The organism is Aeromonas sp. sia0103, from assembly GCF_963895295.1.
Taxonomy (GTDB): domain Bacteria; phylum Pseudomonadota; class Gammaproteobacteria; order Enterobacterales; family Aeromonadaceae; genus Aeromonas; species Aeromonas encheleia.
Window position 1 is genome coordinate 401,332 of the sequence record NZ_CAWQKG010000011.1, and the last position, 16,805, is coordinate 418,136.

General features: G+C 62.4%; 14 protein-coding genes and 2 pseudogenes. 8 read left to right on the forward strand and 8 right to left on the reverse strand.

Annotated features, from left to right (window positions below; translation table 11 throughout):
- Window positions 1-184: 184 nt before the first annotated feature.
- The 4 genes from AACW18_RS04585 (at window position 185) to AACW18_RS04600 (ending at window position 4,249) form a co-directional block, all read left to right on the forward strand.
- The gene (locus AACW18_RS04585; protein ID WP_218387944.1) at window positions 185-2,173 is read left to right on the forward strand and encodes a reprolysin-like metallopeptidase; all 1,989 of its coding nucleotides are present in this window, start codon (window positions 185-187) and stop codon (window positions 2,171-2,173) included.
- Window positions 2,170-2,496: a hypothetical protein gene (locus AACW18_RS04590; RefSeq protein WP_218387945.1), complete on the forward strand. Its 327-nt coding sequence runs from the start codon at window positions 2,170-2,172 to the stop codon at window positions 2,494-2,496. Before AACW18_RS04585 ends, AACW18_RS04590 begins: the two co-directional genes overlap by 4 nt.
- Before the next feature lie 155 nt (window positions 2,497-2,651).
- Window positions 2,652-3,290: a pyridoxamine 5'-phosphate oxidase gene (gene pdxH / locus AACW18_RS04595; RefSeq protein WP_218387946.1), complete on the forward strand. Its 639-nt coding sequence runs from the start codon at window positions 2,652-2,654 to the stop codon at window positions 3,288-3,290.
- Window positions 3,290-4,249 (forward strand): LysR substrate-binding domain-containing protein, encoded by a 960-nt coding sequence (locus AACW18_RS04600; protein ID WP_218387947.1) that lies wholly within the window; start codon window positions 3,290-3,292, stop codon window positions 4,247-4,249. Before pdxH ends, AACW18_RS04600 begins: the two co-directional genes overlap by 1 nt.
- A gap of 360 nt (window positions 4,250-4,609) precedes the next feature.
- Here AACW18_RS04600 and AACW18_RS04605 read toward each other — a convergent pair whose 3' ends face one another.
- The 3 genes from AACW18_RS04605 to AACW18_RS04615 are packed head-to-tail and all read right to left on the reverse strand — an operon-like array spanning window position 4,610 to window position 7,055.
- The gene (locus tag AACW18_RS04605; RefSeq protein ID WP_218387948.1) at window positions 4,610-5,791 is read right to left on the reverse strand and encodes a M20 metallopeptidase family protein; all 1,182 of its coding nucleotides are present in this window, start codon (window positions 5,789-5,791) and stop codon (window positions 4,610-4,612) included.
- Window positions 5,791-6,240, reverse strand: a complete 450-nt coding sequence (locus AACW18_RS04610) for a hypothetical protein (RefSeq protein WP_218387949.1) — start codon at window positions 6,238-6,240, stop codon at window positions 5,791-5,793. The genes AACW18_RS04605 and AACW18_RS04610 overlap by 1 nt, the downstream gene beginning before the upstream one ends.
- Window positions 6,237-7,055 carry a DUF3100 domain-containing protein gene (locus AACW18_RS04615; RefSeq protein ID WP_218290705.1) on the reverse strand — a complete coding sequence of 273 codons (819 nt, stop codon included), beginning with the start codon at window positions 7,053-7,055 and terminating at the stop codon, window positions 6,237-6,239. Before AACW18_RS04615 ends, AACW18_RS04610 begins: the two co-directional genes overlap by 4 nt.
- 300 nt (window positions 7,056-7,355) lie before the next feature.
- On the opposite strand from AACW18_RS04615, the gene AACW18_RS04620 reads away from it, so the two are divergent.
- Window positions 7,356-8,612 carry a GNAT family N-acetyltransferase gene (locus tag AACW18_RS04620; RefSeq protein ID WP_218387950.1) on the forward strand — a complete coding sequence of 419 codons (1,257 nt, stop codon included), beginning with the start codon at window positions 7,356-7,358 and terminating at the stop codon, window positions 8,610-8,612.
- A 144-nt stretch (window positions 8,613-8,756) separates the two neighbouring features.
- Window positions 8,757-9,263, forward strand: coding sequence for a GNAT family N-acetyltransferase (locus tag AACW18_RS04625; RefSeq protein WP_218328424.1), 507 nt, complete (start codon window positions 8,757-8,759; stop codon window positions 9,261-9,263).
- Window positions 9,264-9,336: 73 nt separating this feature from the next.
- Here AACW18_RS04625 and AACW18_RS04630 read toward each other — a convergent pair whose 3' ends face one another.
- Entirely contained in the window at window positions 9,337-9,837 is a 501-nt protein-coding gene (locus tag AACW18_RS04630; protein ID WP_042652565.1) for an SRPBCC family protein, read from the reverse strand.
- A gap of 181 nt (window positions 9,838-10,018) precedes the next feature.
- On the opposite strand from AACW18_RS04630, the gene AACW18_RS04635 reads away from it, so the two are divergent.
- Window positions 10,019-10,450: a GNAT family N-acetyltransferase gene (locus AACW18_RS04635; protein WP_042652564.1), complete on the forward strand. Its 432-nt coding sequence runs from the start codon at window positions 10,019-10,021 to the stop codon at window positions 10,448-10,450.
- A gap of 196 nt (window positions 10,451-10,646) precedes the next feature.
- Here AACW18_RS04635 and AACW18_RS04640 read toward each other — a convergent pair whose 3' ends face one another.
- From AACW18_RS04640 to AACW18_RS04655, 4 genes and pseudogenes are all read right to left on the reverse strand, one after another.
- The gene (locus AACW18_RS04640; RefSeq protein ID WP_218387951.1) at window positions 10,647-12,137 is read right to left on the reverse strand and encodes a DUF1254 domain-containing protein; all 1,491 of its coding nucleotides are present in this window, start codon (window positions 12,135-12,137) and stop codon (window positions 10,647-10,649) included.
- A gap of 14 nt (window positions 12,138-12,151) precedes the next feature.
- Complete coding sequence (locus AACW18_RS04645; RefSeq protein ID WP_218387952.1) at window positions 12,152-13,630, reverse strand: DUF1254 domain-containing protein; 1,479 nt, start codon at window positions 13,628-13,630, stop codon at window positions 12,152-12,154.
- A 40-nt stretch (window positions 13,631-13,670) separates the two neighbouring features.
- Window positions 13,671-13,872 (reverse strand): annotated as a pseudogene (locus AACW18_RS04650) (IS3 family transposase); the annotation flags it as partial.
- A gap of 307 nt (window positions 13,873-14,179) precedes the next feature.
- Window positions 14,180-16,048, reverse strand: a complete 1,869-nt coding sequence (locus tag AACW18_RS04655; protein ID WP_218387953.1) for a potassium transporter Kup — start codon at window positions 16,046-16,048, stop codon at window positions 14,180-14,182.
- A 524-nt stretch (window positions 16,049-16,572) separates the two neighbouring features.
- Here AACW18_RS04655 and AACW18_RS04660 point away from each other — a divergent pair.
- A pseudogene (locus AACW18_RS04660) lies at window positions 16,573-16,674 on the forward strand (IS6 family transposase); the annotation flags it as partial.
- Window positions 16,675-16,805: the final 131 nt, after the last annotated feature.

Here is a 16,805-nt window from a genome sequence, read left to right on the forward strand (position 1 = left end):
CCGACGCCGGAGCGGCTGGGGTTCTGAAACTGACAAATCCGCGCAATGATAGGGGCTAGACCGAGTTGGCGCAACCGTCCCCATACGGGGAATGTACAGCGGATGGTGCTGGACTTATCGCCACAGCAGGAAAATGATGCCGGGGCAGTTCGGGCGAACGCATTCAAAAAAGGAATTAAAAAAGATGCAGGTGATGAAATTTTCCCCGCTGGCCCTGATGGTGGCCAGTCTGATGGCCTCCGGCGGCCTCGCCGCCAAGGAGTGGGACACCGTGCTGGCCCGCGGTGGTGCGGCGGATGGCTATGAGGTGCGTGCAACCCAATACCGCGTCGCCAGGGTCTCCGCCGACTACTTCGCCGGCCTGCAGGCCGGTGAACGTCGGCTGACCCTGCCCCTGCCAGACGGCGATGAGGTGAGCTTCACCTTGCGCCCTTATGATCTGCTGCCGGCGGACTTGGCCGCCAAGTATCCCGGCATCTTGACCTTCAAGGGCCACAACCTGGCCGCGCCGGCGGAGACGGGGCGCTTCGATCTGGGACCTCAGGGCTTCCACGCCATGTTCAGCCACCAGGGCAAGACGGTGTTCGTCGATCCCCTGCGCAATGGTGAAGGCTACGCCATCTATTACCAGCAGGACGCCCATGGCCGGCTGGATGATGAGGCGGACAGGGTCATCGGCAGTGAGGCCAGGAAGCTGGCCCGTCAGGTGCTGGTGGCGGGCAACGAGCGCAAGCGCTACGTCATCGCCGTCTCGGCCGCGGGGGAGTACACCCAGTACCACGGCGGCACCGTCGAGGGCGGGCTGGCGGCCATCACCACCCTGCTCAACCGAGTGAACGAGGTGTATCAGCGCGACGTCGCCGCCGAGTTCCAGCTCGCCAGCGGCAACGACACCATCATCTTCACCGATCCTGTCACCGATCCCTTCTTCAATGGTGAGGACCCGTCTGGTTCAGGCCTGACCGATACCGACGTCAACATGAAGGTGCAGGCCGATGCGCTGGCCAAAGGGCTGGGCCCCTTCGATATCGGCCACGTGGTCAACACCGGCGGCGGTGGTCTGGCGGGGTTGGGGGTGCTCTGCACGGCGGAGAAATCGGCCGGCATGACGGGCTCGGCCACGCCGGAGGGGGATGCCTTCTTCATCGACTACGTGGCCCACGAGATCGGCCACCAGTTCGGCGCCGATCACACCTTCAACGGCACCAGCGGCAGCTGCGGCGGCGGCAACCGGGAGGCCAGCCAGGCCTGGGAGCCGGGCAGCGGCAGCTCCATCATGGCCTATGCCGGCATCTGCGGGGAAGAGAACCTGCAGGCCAACAGCCTGCCCTATTTCCACAGCAAGTCCATCGAGCAGATGCGGGCACACATGGGGACAGTGGCCAGCTGCGGCACCCGGCTTAGCCTCACCAACAACGCGCCCCAGGTCGCCGCCGGCGCTGACTACGTCATCCCGGCCAACACCCCCTTCGTGCTCAAGGGGGCCGGGGCTGATCTGGATGGCGATCCCCTGACCTACAACTGGGAGCAGATCGATCTGGGCACCGAGTCCTTCAATGCCGCCAGCATGATAGACGACGGCACCCGTCCGCTGTTCCGGTTCGTGGCGCCGACCGCGCTGCCGGAGCGCACCCTGCCAAGCTTTGACTCCCTGCTGACCAACACCCTGGCGAAGGGGGAGACCTGGCCTGCCACCAACCGGGATCTCAACTTCCGGCTCACGGCGCGGGATGGCAAGGGCGGCGTGACCAGCGACGAGATGAAGATCCAGGTGGTCGATACCGGCAGCGGCTTCCGCCTCACCAACCCGCTGGTGACCCCCCTGACGGCCGGCCACAACCAGACCATCGGCTGGGATGTCGCGGGTACCAGAGAGGCCCCCATCAACTGCAGCCGGGTCGACCTCTCCATGACCCGGGACGAAGGAGTGAACTGGACCCTGCTGGCCAGCGGCCAGCCCAACTCGGGCTCGGCGAACGTGGCCATCCCCGCCGGGGAGGACGGCACCGCCCGCCTGAAGGTCGCCTGCAGTGACAACCTCTTCTTCGCCATCAGCCCGCTCAAGCTGTCGGTGACCCAGCGCGCGGCAGAGGGCGGCGGTGGTGGCGGTGGCTCCCTCGGGTTCGGCACCCTGGCATTGGCCCTGCTGGGCTGGGTGCGGAGGCGGGCATGAGGCTAGGTTACGCCCTGTCGCTGGTGCTGCTCGCGGGCTGTCAGGCCGACGCCGGCACCCTGGAGCAGGCGCTCGATGACAGCCTCGCCAAGCAGGATTATCGGCTGATCGTGCGGGCGGGGCGCGGCGAGGTGGCCCCCGGCATACCGCAGGAGGGGCAGCTGGAGGCCAAGGCGCGCTGTGGGGTGCGCTACCTCGAGGGGCTGGGGGATGTCATCAAGCCGGACCAGCAAGAGGCGTATGCCAAGCTCAGCGCCTATGCCGCCGAGTACAACCGGCGCATGCTGGCGCACTGCCCGCCGGCCGCGGCGCCCGCGAACTGAGGTGGCAGCCAGCCATGACGCAACCAAGGGAGGCCCAGGCCTCCCTTCGCTTTTTGGGGCTCCCATTTGCGCGCCGCCGGACTTGTACCCATGGCCCTCTCGTCGCACAATGCCTTCATAGCCGCCTTGGCGGGAAAGAGAGAAGGAAAATCAAGATGATGGATGTTGCCTATCTGCGCCGTGAATACACAAGGGGCGGATTGCACCGGGCCGATCTGCCGGCCCTGCCGCTGGAGTTGTTCGAGAAGTGGCTGGCCCAGGCGTGCGAGGCCAAGCTGACCGATCCGACCGCCATGGTGGTGGCGACCGTGGATGCCGAGGGGCAACCCTGGCAGCGCACCGTGCTGCTCAAGCACTACGATGCCCAGGGCATGGTGTTCTACACCAACATGGGCAGCCGCAAGGCGGCGCAGCTGGAAGGCAACCCCCGCATCAGCCTGCACTTCCCCTGGCACACCCTGGATCGGCAGGTGCACGTCACCGGCCGGGTGGAGAAGCTCGGCACCCTGGAGGTGATGAAGTATTTCCACAGCCGTCCCAAGGACAGCCAGATAGCGGCCTGGGTCTCGCAGCAGTCATCACGGATCTCCGCCCGCGGCGTGCTGGAGGCGAAGTTTCTCGAGTTGAAGCAGAAGTTTGCCAAGGGTGAGGTGCCGCTGCCGAGCTTCTGGGGCGGCTACCGGGTGGTCATCGATACGGTGGAATTCTGGCAGGGTGGTGCGCACCGGCTGCACGATCGCTTCTACTACAGCCGGGAAGGAGCTGGCTGGCATATAGAGCGGCTGGCGCCCTGATGAACATAGCCCGGCTCAAGAACTTCACCGAGATAGTGAAGAACAACTTCAACATCTCGGCGACGGCGGAGAAGCTCTACACCTCCCAGCCGACCCTCAGCAAGCAGATGAAGATGCTGGAAGACGAGCTGGGGCTGGCGCTCTTCACCCGCAAGGGCAAGAACCTGATCGGCCTGACCCGGATGGGGGAGCAGGTGATGGAGCTGGCCAAGGGGGTGGTGGCCCAGGTCGATCAGATAGGTCAGCTCTCGGTGCGGGAACAGCTGGCCACCAGCGGCGTGCTGCGCATCGCCACCACCCACACCATGGCGCGCTACAAGCTGCCGGCGGTGATCACCGAGTTCTCCCGCCGCTATCCCGAAGTCAGTATCCACCTGCATCAGGGGGCGCCGGCCCAGCTGGCGCAGATGGTGCAGAACGGGGACGTGGAGATGGCCATCGCCACCGAGTCCATGCATCTGTTCGACGAGCTGGCCACCGTGCCCTGCTATCGCTGGGGCCGCAGCGTGGTGGTGCCGCACGGTCACCCGCTTATTGAGTGCCAGCCACTCGCCATGGCGGACTTGGCTCGCTATCCCCTCATCACCTATGTGTTCGGCTTCACCGGCAACTCCAAGATGGACAAGGCGTTCGGCCGTCATGGCCTCAGCCCTCGCATCGTGCTGACGGCCACCGACACCGATATCATCAAGCATTATGTGCGCCTCGGCATGGGGGTGGGGGTGATCGCCACCTCGGCCTTCGACGAGGCGGACAGGGAGAGCCTGGTCAGCCTCAACATCGATCACCTGATCGCCTCCAGCACCGCCCATGTCTGCCTGCGCAGACACGTTCACCTGCGCGACTACATGTACGACTTCATCCACCTCTACGCCCCCCACGTGAGCCGCGAGACGGTGCAGTTGTCGCTCATCAATCAGCCGGCGGCGGGCAACATGGCGACCCTGCCCTGGTTGTGACAGCCGGGGTTGACCCATAAAAAGGAGAGGCCATTGGCCTCTCTTTTTGCATCAGTCGGGTGACTCAGGCCAGCTGGGTTACCAGATGACTCAGGCTACCTTGGTGGCCAGATTGACAAAAATCTGGGCCCCGATCAGCAGGCAATCATCGTCCAGGTAGTAGGGGGATTGGCATGCAGGTAGTTGCAGATCCCCCTGGCCTGGCCAGACGCGTGCTGTCGATGGTCAGGCGTTTCGGGTCGCCAGATTGACAAAGATCTGGGCCCCGATCAGCAGGCAGTCATCGTCCAGGTAGTAGGGGGATTGGCATGCAGGTAGTTGCAGATCCCCCTGGCCTGGCCAGACGCGTGCTGTCGATGGTCAGGTGTTTCGGGTCGCCAGATTGACAAATATCTGGGCCCCGATCAGCAGGCAGTCATCGTCCAGATAGTAGGGATTGGCGTGCAGGTAGTTGCAGATCCCCTTGGCCTGGCAGCCGCTGCCGAGGAAGAACATTGCCCCCTTGCGATCCGGCGTGGCGTTGATCATGTAGCTGAAGTCCTCGCTGCCGGTCATGGGCTGGCCCTGACCGTTGATGCCCTCGGCGGGCAGCACGCCGGCGGCGGCCTGTTGCAGGCGCTGGCAGGCCAGGGCGTGGTTCTCGACCGCCGGATAGCCGGCATAGACCATGCTGGTCTTGAAGCCGCGCAGCTCGCTCTGGGTGACTATGTCCTTGAAGCTGTTTTTCAGGATCTGGTCGGTCTCCGCATCCATGGCGCGGATGGTGCCACGGGCCTGCACGTGATCGGCGACCGCATTGGGGATGGTGCCGCCGTTGATCATGCCGCAGCCAAACACCGCCGGGCTGAACGGACTGGTGCGCTTGGCGACTATATAGTCCATGTCCTCTATGATGCGCACCGCCTCGCGGATGGCGTCCAGCCCCTTGTGGGGGGTCGAGCCGTGGGCGGAGATGCCGTGCACCTCCAGGGTCCAGGCCGAGCCCCAGGAGGACATGACCCCCTGGTTGAACTTGATGGTACCGGTCTCCATGGCGCCGTCGTTGTGCAGCGCGTAGATCTCGTCCACCCCCTTCATGCAGCCGAGCTCGACCATCTTCTCGGCGCCCGGCACCCGCATGTCCTCCTCCGCCATCTGGAAGATGATGCGCACGTTGTATTGCAGCCGCTCCCTGTGCTGGGCCAGGAATTTCGCTGTGGTCAGCGCGATCGCCATGTGGGAGTCGTGGCCGCAGTTGTGGGCCATCCCCTCGTGAGTGGACTTGAACGCCACCTCACTCATGTCGTGCATCTCCAGGCCGTCCATGTCGGCGCGAAAGGCGATGGTGGGCAGGCCGGGGTCGACGGCGAGATCGCCGTGGAAACCGGTGAAGCCAGGATAGTCGGTGATCCGGTAGCCGAACTCGCTCATCAGCTCGCGGCAGTAGGCCGAGGTCTTGAACTCGGCGCCCGAGTACTCCGGGATGCGGTGCAGGTGGTGGCGCACCTCGTGGCTGAAGTCACGCAGGGCAAGTAGCTCAGGTTCTATTTGGTAGTGGTGCATCAGATGATCCCTTGAATGGAGAAGCCGAGTTGGGCAACCAGCGAGGCGCCGAAGAAACAGCAGGTGGAGACGATCATGAAGATGAGGATCACCTTCCACGACATCTTCTTGAGCTCTTCGAGCTGACCGCCCACGGAGAGGCCGGCGAAGGCCAGTAGGGGGACGCAGCAGGAGAGGAAGGAGATCTTCGCCACCGCGTCGATGAACAGGCCGCGCACCGCGGTTTCCGGCAGGCAGATGAGGATGCCGATGATGGTGGCATAGGCAAAGGCCGGCAGGGAGGAGGGCAGGTAGCGCTTGGCCACCAGGGAGACGAACACCACCAGCGCCATGGCGACGAAGCTGTCACCCATCTCGTACAGGGGCAGGCCAGTGGTCAGGGTCTGGGTAAACATGGCCAGCAGGATCGCCAGGAAGACGAAGCGCATATCCATCACGATGCTTTTCATTGGGCTTCTCCTTTGGAGGACATGGCGAAGATCTTCTCGGCAAGCGGCAGCCCCAGATAGGTGAGGGAGAGGGCGCCGAGGGCGGAGGAGAGCAGGTTGGAGGCGGCGGCTATGCTCAGCACCTGCTGGGCCATCGCCTCGTCGAGGCCGTTGATGAGGGCGCCGGAGGCGGCACTCAGCATGGAGCCGGAGCCGACCCCGGAGCCGGCGGCCAGGGCCAGCGGGTGCAGACCGGTGAGCGGGGCTATGCTGCCGAGCACGCTGAACCAGAGGGTACCGATGACGGAGCCGCACAGGTAGATGGCGAGCACGCCTATGTACTCCTGGGAGCCGGTACCGAATTTGCCCTGGATCACCGCGACCGATGGCTCACGGCTGATGGAGGAGCAGGCCCCGATGGCGCGGCGCCCGAAGCCGAACTTCACCGCCAGCGGGATGGCGATGAGGATGGGCAGCAGGTTGCCGATCTCCTGCAGGAAGAGGGGCACCCCGACGCTCAGGATCAGCTTGAGATTGGGAATGATCATGCCGGCATACTGGGTGCCGAGGATCAGCAGGCTGAAGCCCACCATCTTGCCGCAGAAGCCCTCTTCCCTGGCGGTGAAGAGCTTCCTCCAGCCGGGGATGCGATCCTTGATGGGCTTGGCCGAGATGATCATGCCGATGATGACGGCGAACAGCATGGGCAGAATGGGGATGATGGCGATGCCGATCTTGATCTCTTGTTTCCCTATCAGGTATTGGGCCACGAAGATCAGCAGGGCGGTGGCCAGGGTACTGACCACCACCGTTTTGAGGGGACTGGTTTGCTGCATAGTGTTGTCTCTTGTTATGCGTTGGCTGTCATGACCGGCGCTGGCGGGTGCATGATGGGGGCATGATAGGAAGGGAGGGGGGTCATTAATGTGACGTTCATCAAGCCGGACATATGGCATTTTTTCATGGGGTATGCCGTTTAACCCTGATAAGCACATGGATTAACAGTGCATGATCAGTGAGTTGCACCGCATGAGCGAAAAGGGGGCCTGGGCTGGGCATGGCTGCCGGAGATGGGCATACTGCTGGGTTCGGATCAGGCCGGTGCGCCGGGTCGCTCGAGAGAGGATGGGGGTAGGATGGAGTTGTTGATCGAGGGGGAGCTCTGGCAACCCCACTGGCGGGAGCCATTGCAGGAGTGGCAGCAACGGGGAAACCGCTGGCAGCTGCTGCTCGGCAAGCGGGCCGAGCGCCAGCCCTGGAGCCTGGCCGCGCCCTGGGCGGACAGTCCGCCCGATGGCATCCTCACGGCCAGTGCCTTGCTCGCGAGCTGGCTGGAGGGGGATGGGGCGGCCGTCTACGCCGACCCGAGTCGCCAGATCCTGATCAGCGCCTCTTCTGTTTTGCTGACCCTGGCCAAGGAGAGCGGCCTGCTCACCCTGGGCCCCAGCGGCGCGGATCTGCGACTGAGCGCGGACGACGAGCTGGCCGATGTGCTGCAGCGGTTGCTCGCGCGGCGCCTGTGCATCCCCACATTGCATGAGCCATCGTCCGATCCGGCCTCTCGCTTGGTGCTGCGGCCACTGCGGGCCGAGGATGAGGCCGACATAGTACGCTACTGCTCGGATGCGGCGCTCGCCCGTTACACCCTCAATATTCCGCATCCCTATCCTGCGGAGAGTGCCCACGACTGGCTCGCCCTGAGTGACCGCAAGGGGGCGCTCGGCATGGGCTGGACCTGGGCCCTGACGCTGGATCCAGCGGATGAGCCGGCCCCCCTGCTCGGGGTGATCTCCCTGCACTGGAACGGTGAGCTGGCCTGGTGGGTGGGCGTGCCCTGGCAAAACCGCGGGCTGGCCACCCGGGCGGCGCGGCTGGTCAGGGACTTTGCCTTCGAGCAGCGGCAGTTGCCGGCCCTGACCGCCCGCCACATGCCGGCCAACCTGGCCTCGGGTCGGGTGATGGCCAAGCTCGGCATGCACTATTGCGGGCTACGGCCGGGGACTGATCGCTACCCCGGCGAGCTGAGTCACTGGCGGCTGGATCGCGCCCCCCGGTTGCCCGACGACATCCGGGCGAGATTGGCGCCCTGGCTTGCGGACAGGCGCGTGGTTGTGACCATACTGCATGGTGCCTGGGCCAGGGGGGAAGCGGGCGGCGCGCTGGAGCTGGCCCTCTTCACGAATGACCCGCGCGCGGGCGAGGAGCCTCTGTGGCAGGATGGCATTGAGCTGGTGGCCCGCCGTCACCCTCTCTCCTGGCTGGAGGGGGACCAGCTGGCGCGAGGCTCCCATCTGGGTGGGGTGCTGCTCAAGGATCGGGGGGAGCTGGGGCTCGCCTATCTGCGTCGCCGGATCCGTGAGCAGATCGGTGGCAATGAGCGCCCCCCTGTGTGATGCGGGAGTGGCGGTTTTGCACCGTTCGGTCCCCTCGCCAATCGTTTTCCTGAGTCCGCCCTCCCATTTTCGGACAAAGCCATTCAAATTGGCCGCCGCTTCTGTGAAATAATGGGCGTCCTGCCGTACGAGGAGTAACGCTGTATGCTGAGAACCGAGCGCCCCGGTGACATGTTGCCGGTCTTTGAGCTGGTGAGCGCCGCCTTTGGCCGTAGCGACGAGGCCGAACTGGTCAATCGCCTGCGCGAGTGCGGCGCCGCCGTGGTGACCATGGTCGAAGAGGAAGAGTATGAGTTCATGGGGCACCTGATGCTGAGCCCGATCACCATTAACGGTCAGGAAGGTCCCTGGCTCGGGCTGGCGCCGGTTGCCGTGCACCCGGACTGGCAGGGACAGGGCATAGGTTCGGATTTGGTGCGAGAGGGGCTCGATACGGCGCTCGAGATGGACTGGAAGGCGGTGGTGGTGCTCGGCGATCCGACCTATTACGGCCGTTTCGGCTTCCGGCCGGCCAGCGACTTCGGCCTGCGCTGCATCTACGAGGTGCCCGCCGACTGCTTCATGGCGATGGAGCTGCAGCCAGGCGGCCTCGCCGGCATGGAGGGCGAGGTGCTCTATCATCCCCTGTTCGATGAGGAGCCGGTGGAGTAGCCAGTGTATTCGACCTGAAAAAGGACCCGCAGAGGGTCCTTTTTCACATTGATGGAGGGAGTCTGACGCCGGTTCACTGGGCCAGGGATTTCAGCTGCTGCTTGTTGGGCGGACAGTTCCAGTCGATGGGGCCGTGGGTGAAGCGGTATTGCAGCCTGGGCAGGTTGATCTCCAGCCACTCCTCCCTGAAATAGTCATAGCCCAGATCCCAGTCCGGATCATTGGCCCAGCCGGTCTGCAAGAAATGGAGCCGGGTGCCCTGACCCTCCGGCACGAAGCGCAGGCTGACCAGGGTCTTCTGTTGGCGGATATGGGGAAACTGGGAAGGGAAATTCCAGCTGAAGCTGAGCAGATCATGGGGCATCACCGCCATCACCCGGCAGCCTTCGCTGCCACGCTCGCCCAGGGGCGCATCCGGTCTGAAATAGATCTCGAACGGGCCATTCGGTTCCGGGACCATCAGGCATTCCGGGGCCAGGAAACTGCGCAGGCCACTCTCGGTCGTCCAGGCCCGCCAGACGTCGTCGATGTGAGCCGGCACCAGGATGCTGCCTTCAATCTGCTTGTTATCCATAAGTCGGTAAACCTCAAGTCAGTCATGGATGGAACTCAGGCAGTATAGCCCCTCAGGCGATAAAATAGGCAGCCCTGCATCACACCATCTATGTTCGAGTGGGTCCATTCCCGCCATTTGACATGGCGGCAAGATCCATCGAGAGTGGGCATCTGTGCTCAAGGAAATTAAGGAAGCCTTCATGATCAGAATGATGCGAGACACGGATGCCCCCCTGCTGGCACAGCTGTTCCTCAAGGGGCGGCGCCAGGCCTTTCACTGGGTCGAGCCCTCCCTGTTCCTGCTGAGTGACTTTGCCGAACAGACCCGGGGTGAGCAGATCTGGGTGGCCGAACAAGGGGGCGCCCCCTGCGGCTTCATCTCCATCTGGGGCGAAGAGAGCTTCGTGCATCACCTCTACGTGGTGGCCGACTGGCACGGGCAGGGCCTGGGGCGCGCCTTGCTGGCGCAGGGGTTGGCCGGGCATGCCAAACCGGCGTCCCTCAAGGTGGCCAGCCGCAACACCACGGCGCTGGCGTTTTATCACCGCCTCGGCTGGCAGAATACGGACGAGACGGGCGACTGCGACATCACCGGGCCCTGGCGCCGGCTGGTGTTGTCAGCCGACGATTAGTCGCCACAGCGTCTGCCGCGGGTTCGCAGAAAAAAGGCCACTTCGTGCGAAGTGGCCTTTTTCATTGCTTTACCTTCGATCTGACGGTTTCCACAGCCTGGACTCAAGGCTGGCGGCGCTAGGTGGCATCATGCCAACCATCACCCGGTGGCGAGGTGAACGCACCCGCGCCCACCTCGCCCCGGGGTCTCCCGCCTTACTGCTTCTGCAAGTCGCTGGGTTTCCACGCCTTGTCGAAGAAGGCCTTGGTCGGGCCGTACAGCCGCAGGATCACGAAGAAGCCTTTGCCGGGCAGGGTGCGGATCCAGTTCTTGCCCTCACCCGGCGAGTTCGGGCCGAAATACACATCGGTCGAGCCGTCGGCATTGACCTGTGGCTTGTCCATGGCATTCAGGGAGGGGAATGGCTGGCCGTTGTCCAGGCCCGAGGCCGTGATCGAGTCATACGCGGTCACCGACCAGAACAGCGCCGCCGGAATGTCCTTGGGCAGATTGACTCTGTAGCTGTTGCTGCCCGAGAGGAACTCGCCCTTGTCATCGACGAAGGTGGCCGGGTACTTGGCCCCGACATTCTCCATGTTCGCCGCCATGCCGGGACTGGCCGAGTAGGCATTGGTGAAGAAGCCGGTGCGCGGATCTATGTAGTTGAAGGTGTCGGCGGTGAAGGTGGCGTTGCCGGGGAACACGTTCAGCCACTTGCGATCCGGGTACCAGGTGCCATTGGTCTCGATGGTTTGTGGGGTGTAGGAAATGGCGTGGCCGATCTTGCTGGCGGTTTTCGCCGCCTTGTCCAGCAGGTCGCGGGTGGCCGTATCCGGCTGGAATGGCTTGCCCTTGACGATGCCGAGCGCGGCGAGCATGCCGCGCATCTCCATGTCTTGTGGATCGACGTATTCGTGGTCGATGAAGCGCGACAGCATGTCGAACGCGCGGCCATCTGTGGGATAGAGCATGTTGACCGGGACGTTAGAGGCGTTCGGGAACACCATCGCCTTGGCCGTTGCGGCCTTGCCGAGGGGGTAGATGCGAGTCTGCTCCATGACCTTGACCGGCCCCTCGAGCTGCTTCGGATCCTTGAAGAAGCCGCGCCAGAACACAAACACGCCGTAGGTGCGGGAACGGTACGTCAGGTAGCCTGAGGGCACCTCGCCCTCGTAGTCTGGCGGCAGCACCAGATACTGGGCGCCCTTGCCTCCGTCCGGCCCGGGCAAGCCGACATCGCCGCACCATTGGCGGCCGTCAATCATGCCTTCCGAGCAGATCGGGCGCTGGAAGAAGTCATCGAGGATGCCCTGCAATCCAGGCGGCACCTCGATCACCATGGGGCCCTCCTTCTTCAGATCCAGATAGCCCATGGCATAGATCACGTCGGAGTTCGGGGTGGTCACCAGCGTCTTGGCGTTGAGCCTGTCCTTCCAGATAGGCAACACGTTGTAGCCGGCGCCGAACGCGTTCTCCGAGCCTTCCTTCATGGCGTACATATTCAGTGCCGGCAGGGCCCAGATGTAAGACTGCACGGCACGCTGGAACAGCAATTCGTGCTTGAGCTGAGCCACGCCTTCCTGGGTGGGATAACCCCCGGCGAACGGCAGGTTGGCCAGCTGTTCATAGCGGGTGGCGGCCTGGGCGGCGACACTGGCCGAGATGCCAAGGGCCAGCGCGATGAGTGTCTTCCCTACGGTGTTCATGGTTGAGGTCCTTTTCAGTTGGCTTTCACCACGGGTGGCGGGGTCCATTGACCGTCGAGCGCCTCGGCCTGTGGCCAGTAGGCGCGAATGTAGAGCGAGAAGTCGGCGCCCTTGGGGGCAGGCAACCAGTTGCTCTCGTTGTCCTTGCCCGGCGACGTGCTCTGCACATAGATCGTCAGCGAGCCGTCGGCATTGGTCTGCAGGGATTTGTTCTTGGTGCCGATGGAGTAGCGCTTGAGATCATTGGGTGCGAAGAAATGCTGTGCGTTGTAGAGCGTCAGCGACCAGAAGCCTTGCACCGGGGGCAGCTTGCCCTTCGCGAAGGTCACGCTGTAACCGTGCTGGCCATTGAGACGGGTGCCCGCCTTGTCCAGATCCTGGTAGAAGTACTTGGTCTCTTTCTGCTGGTTGACGAAGATGTTCGAACGCGCCACTGCGGTACGGCTGAAATAATCGGTGCCGAACGCCGCGCCGTTGCTGATGGTGCTCCAGTGATGGGGTAGCTGCAGGCCATAGTTGCGGAACTGCAGCAGGGGGTCTATCACCTCGCTGTCGGCTCTCTTCGCCTCATCGGTCATCGCCGCCTTGAGCCTGGGGTCGGCCTTGGCGATGGCTGCCAGGGCGGCCATCTGTGCGTAACGGGCCTCCTCCCCGGGCAAGGGCTTGGCGTCCTTGAGCAGGGCCGGCAGCTCGTCGAAGAACTTCTCCGGCATCACCCACTTGGTTTCGCCGTTGCCTGCGGCGGCCTGGGCCGGGAATTTCGGCAGCTTGGCCCAGTCACGGCTCTTGACCTTGCCGTCGTACTTGGACAGCGGGTACATGTCGATGCCGGCCAGCGCCGGTTGTATGGCCTTGCGATCGGCGTCGGAGTCGTCCTGGAACACCCGGGGGATCACGAAACCTGTGTTGGTGCGCGCGCGGAACACCTTGGTGATGCCGGCCGGCACCTTGCCTTGCCAGTCCGGGCCCACCAGCAGGTAGAAGCCCGGTTTGGTGTCATACATCTTGCCGAGTTCGGCGAAGCTGTCGGAGCGCAGGTCCACCACCTGATACACCCAGAAGCGGCTGCCGAAATCCGGCACTTGCAGCACCACAGGCTCGAGGTCCAGGGCGATGCTGCCGGCGCCGTACACCACATCCTGGTTCGGGCAGGCCACCAGCCGTTCGGCCGGATCTATGTAGTCACTGAGCAGGGATAGCTGATTGATCGGGGCCACTGGGACTATACCGCCCATCAAGCCAGGCTCGGGCAGGTCTTTGAAGGCCTGGCGCCGATTGAAGATATTGGCCATTGGCCAGCCCCAGAAGTACGCCTCGCGGGCCATCATCCGCACGTAGGCCTCGGTCACCTTGGTATCAGCCACGGGCCCGGTCACAGGCCCGGCGGTGGCGGCTTCGGCGGCGTAGCCAGGCGTGGCCCACAAGGCCGTGGTCGTGAGCGTGGTGACCAGGGTCAGAGCAAAGAGGGACTGGCGATGGGGCAATCGATTCATAAAGCATCCTTTCTTGATGGTGGTCACCGATGCAGGTTGGCTACCCTGTTGCCACGGACGGCTGTAATAAAATTGTTAACATCTGAGCCTGACTTGCAACTCTACGACGCATTCCTGGGTTGTGAAAGCATTCAATGTAATCAAACAGGTCTGTATCAGCCTCATCGAGTGTACGCCCTGTACAGCGAGCTGTACGGCACCGATTGAGTACCCACAAAGCCTTGGTCGGCCGCGTGGTCACCAGAGGGTCAGCGCCACCCGACTCTCTAACCCATCCTCAGGATCGAGTCTGCTCAGTGGCGTCATGTTATCGAGGGTGAACCCAAACGGGTGTTACAGAACCCAGTGAGAGGGGGCCGAGTGTGGCCGACCAAGTCTTGGTTTTTCTTGATGGATAGAGTGATCTGAATGACTGCCGTGGTTCTCAAAACCTCAATCTCAACCGCACCGGCTAATAGCCATGCGGCCAATGGCGCCATGTAATGTGCAGATGGTACGGGGCATGAGGTCATGCCCCTCTTGCATGGACGAATGCTGCTGAACACGCATCTATAGCTCAAGCTGCATGCCAAGTTCCACCACCCTGTTGGTCGGGATCTGGAAGAAATCGGTTGCCCGGGAGGAGTTGCGATTCATCCAGATAAACAGCCCTTCACGCCAGCGCACCATACCCGGTAAATCGGTGCTGATGAGGTACTCGTAGGAGAGAAAGAAGGAGGTGTTGTTGAGTTTCACTATCAGTTTATGCTCGGCGCAAGCCTGGAATATTTCCGCCATTGACGGGGTCTCCTGGTAACCAAAGTTGGCCACCACCTGCCAGAACCCTGCTCCTATCTGGGTCAACTCCAGTCGCTCCTCCATGGGCAACCAGGGCTCATCCTTTACCCTTACGGTCAGGAAGATCACCCGTTCATGCAACACCTTGTTGTGTTTTAGGTTATGCAAAATGGCATGGGGGGCAACCTTGATCGACTTGGAAAGAAATACCGCAGTACCCGGCACCCGCAGGGGAGGGTGAAGCTGCATATCATCGACGAAAGGCTGCAGTGCCAGCGACTTGTTCTCGAGCTTGTCGAGCACCAGTTCGCGCCCACGCTTCCAGGTGGTCATCACCACTATGGTCAGCAAGGCAAACAACACGGGCAACCAGCCACCAGAGAAGAATTTAGTGGTGTTGGCTGCGAAAAAGGCCAGATCCAGCAGCAGTAGCGGCGTGCCCACCAAACCGATGAGCCAGAGGGGTTGTTTCCAGCGATGGAGCGCCACAACCATCAGCAACAGCGTGGTGATGACCATGGTGCCGGTCACGGCAATGCCATAAGCGGCAGCCAGATTGCTTGAGCTCTTGAACCAGAAGATCACCAGCACTATCCCCCCCAACAGCAGCCAGTTGACCAGAGGTAGATAGATCTGGCCCTTCTCGTGCGCAGAGGTGTAGCGGATCTCCTGGCGCGGCAGAAATCCGAGCAAGATAGCCTGTCGTACCACGGAATAGAGACCGGAGATGACCGCCTGAGAGGCGATAACGGTCGCCATGGTGGCCAGTACAATCAGTGGCAAGGTCATCCAGGCAGGAGCCAGCAGATAGAAAGGGTTCTCGATGGCCTCGGGAAGACGCAGCAATAACGCACCCTGACCGAAATAGTTGAGCAACAGGGCCGGCATCACCAGGCTGCCCCACGCCAGCTGGATCGCCCCGCGCCCAAAGTGCCCCATGTCTGCATAAAGTGCCTCGGCGCCCGTCACGCACAACACGACCGCACCCAGCACAACAAACGCAGTTCCCGGATTCGTCAGCAGGAAGTCAACCGCATAGAGCGGGTTGATGGCCCTCAGGATGGCGGGGGTCTGCGCTATTTCGAGCAGGCCGAGCAGCGCCAGGGTAGCGAACCAGATCAGCATGATGGGGCCAAACCAACGGCCAATCCCGGCCGTTCCATAGTGCTGGACACCAAACAGCACGATCAGCACCACCAGCACGATAGGGAAGACAAAGGGAGCCAGGTTCGGGGCCACTATCTGTAACCCCTCCACGGCGGAGAGCACGGAAATAGCCGGGGTGATCACCGCATCCCCGACGAACAACCCCACCCCGGCCAGTCCCAACAACATCACCACCGCACGTGTGCGTGAAGAGAGGCGACGGGCGGCGAGGGAGGCCAGGGTCAGTATGCCTCCCTCGCCCTTGTTGTCGGCCCGCAGTACCAGCAGCACGTATTTGAGCGAAACGACAATCATGATGGTCCAGAAGAAGAGAGACACTATCGAGTAGATCTCCTCTTTGCCTGGCTGCAACCCCATATGCCCGGCAAAACTCTGCTTCAAGGCGTAGAGCGGACTGGTGCCTATGTCACCGTAAACCACGCCCAACGCGGCCAACGTCGTGGCCATTCGACCGTGCCGTGCTCCATTGCTCATCATGAAATTCCATTTCAATTCACCATGTTAACGATAGCATGGTGAGGCAGGTCGAAAGTGAAATGACGAGAGGAGGCAAGTGCATCATCAAGGGAACAGAGGTCACCGTTGCCATCGGGCCAACTCGCGAAGTTGAGTGCAGCGTGTACAACCAACATGAGAGTTCGATGGGGGGGAATGGGCTTTAGAATGGGCGAGGAGTGACAGCTATCGGCGCGACCAGCAAGTTCGGCCTGGGGAGCACCATCCACGCTGGGAGTTGTCTACGAGTCGCTCCTCAAACCGTGGCCGAAATGTCATCGCCTCGCGGACAGTGTCGGGGGAACTATGACACTGGCCGGCGTAGGTAATGAGCCACCTGATGAACACCATCGATGACCAGGGAATGGCGCCAACCACTTATGAAATCGAGGTTTAACCCCCTGTTTGATGTCTATCAAACTCGGTGGTTCTTGATCCGCCACATTTGAGAAATGTGGCCTGAGCTCTGTTTGTCGCTTTACCTAGAAAGGTTAATCCCCCCTTTTCGCCCTCATCGCCACACACTCTCGGCCGTTTCATACCGCCACGCCAGAGCTGATGCTTTCAGCCTGTGGGGGAATTATGCGAGTGACCTCGTTGCTTGATTTTCCATTCATCTCCATCACTCGACCTGGGCTAAATAACCTGACAATGCCGCATTTTTGGCAAATAGCGCCGTCAAGGCGCAGGGATATGCCAATACGGTCGGGGGGACTCTCTGCCACATTAGATGTCC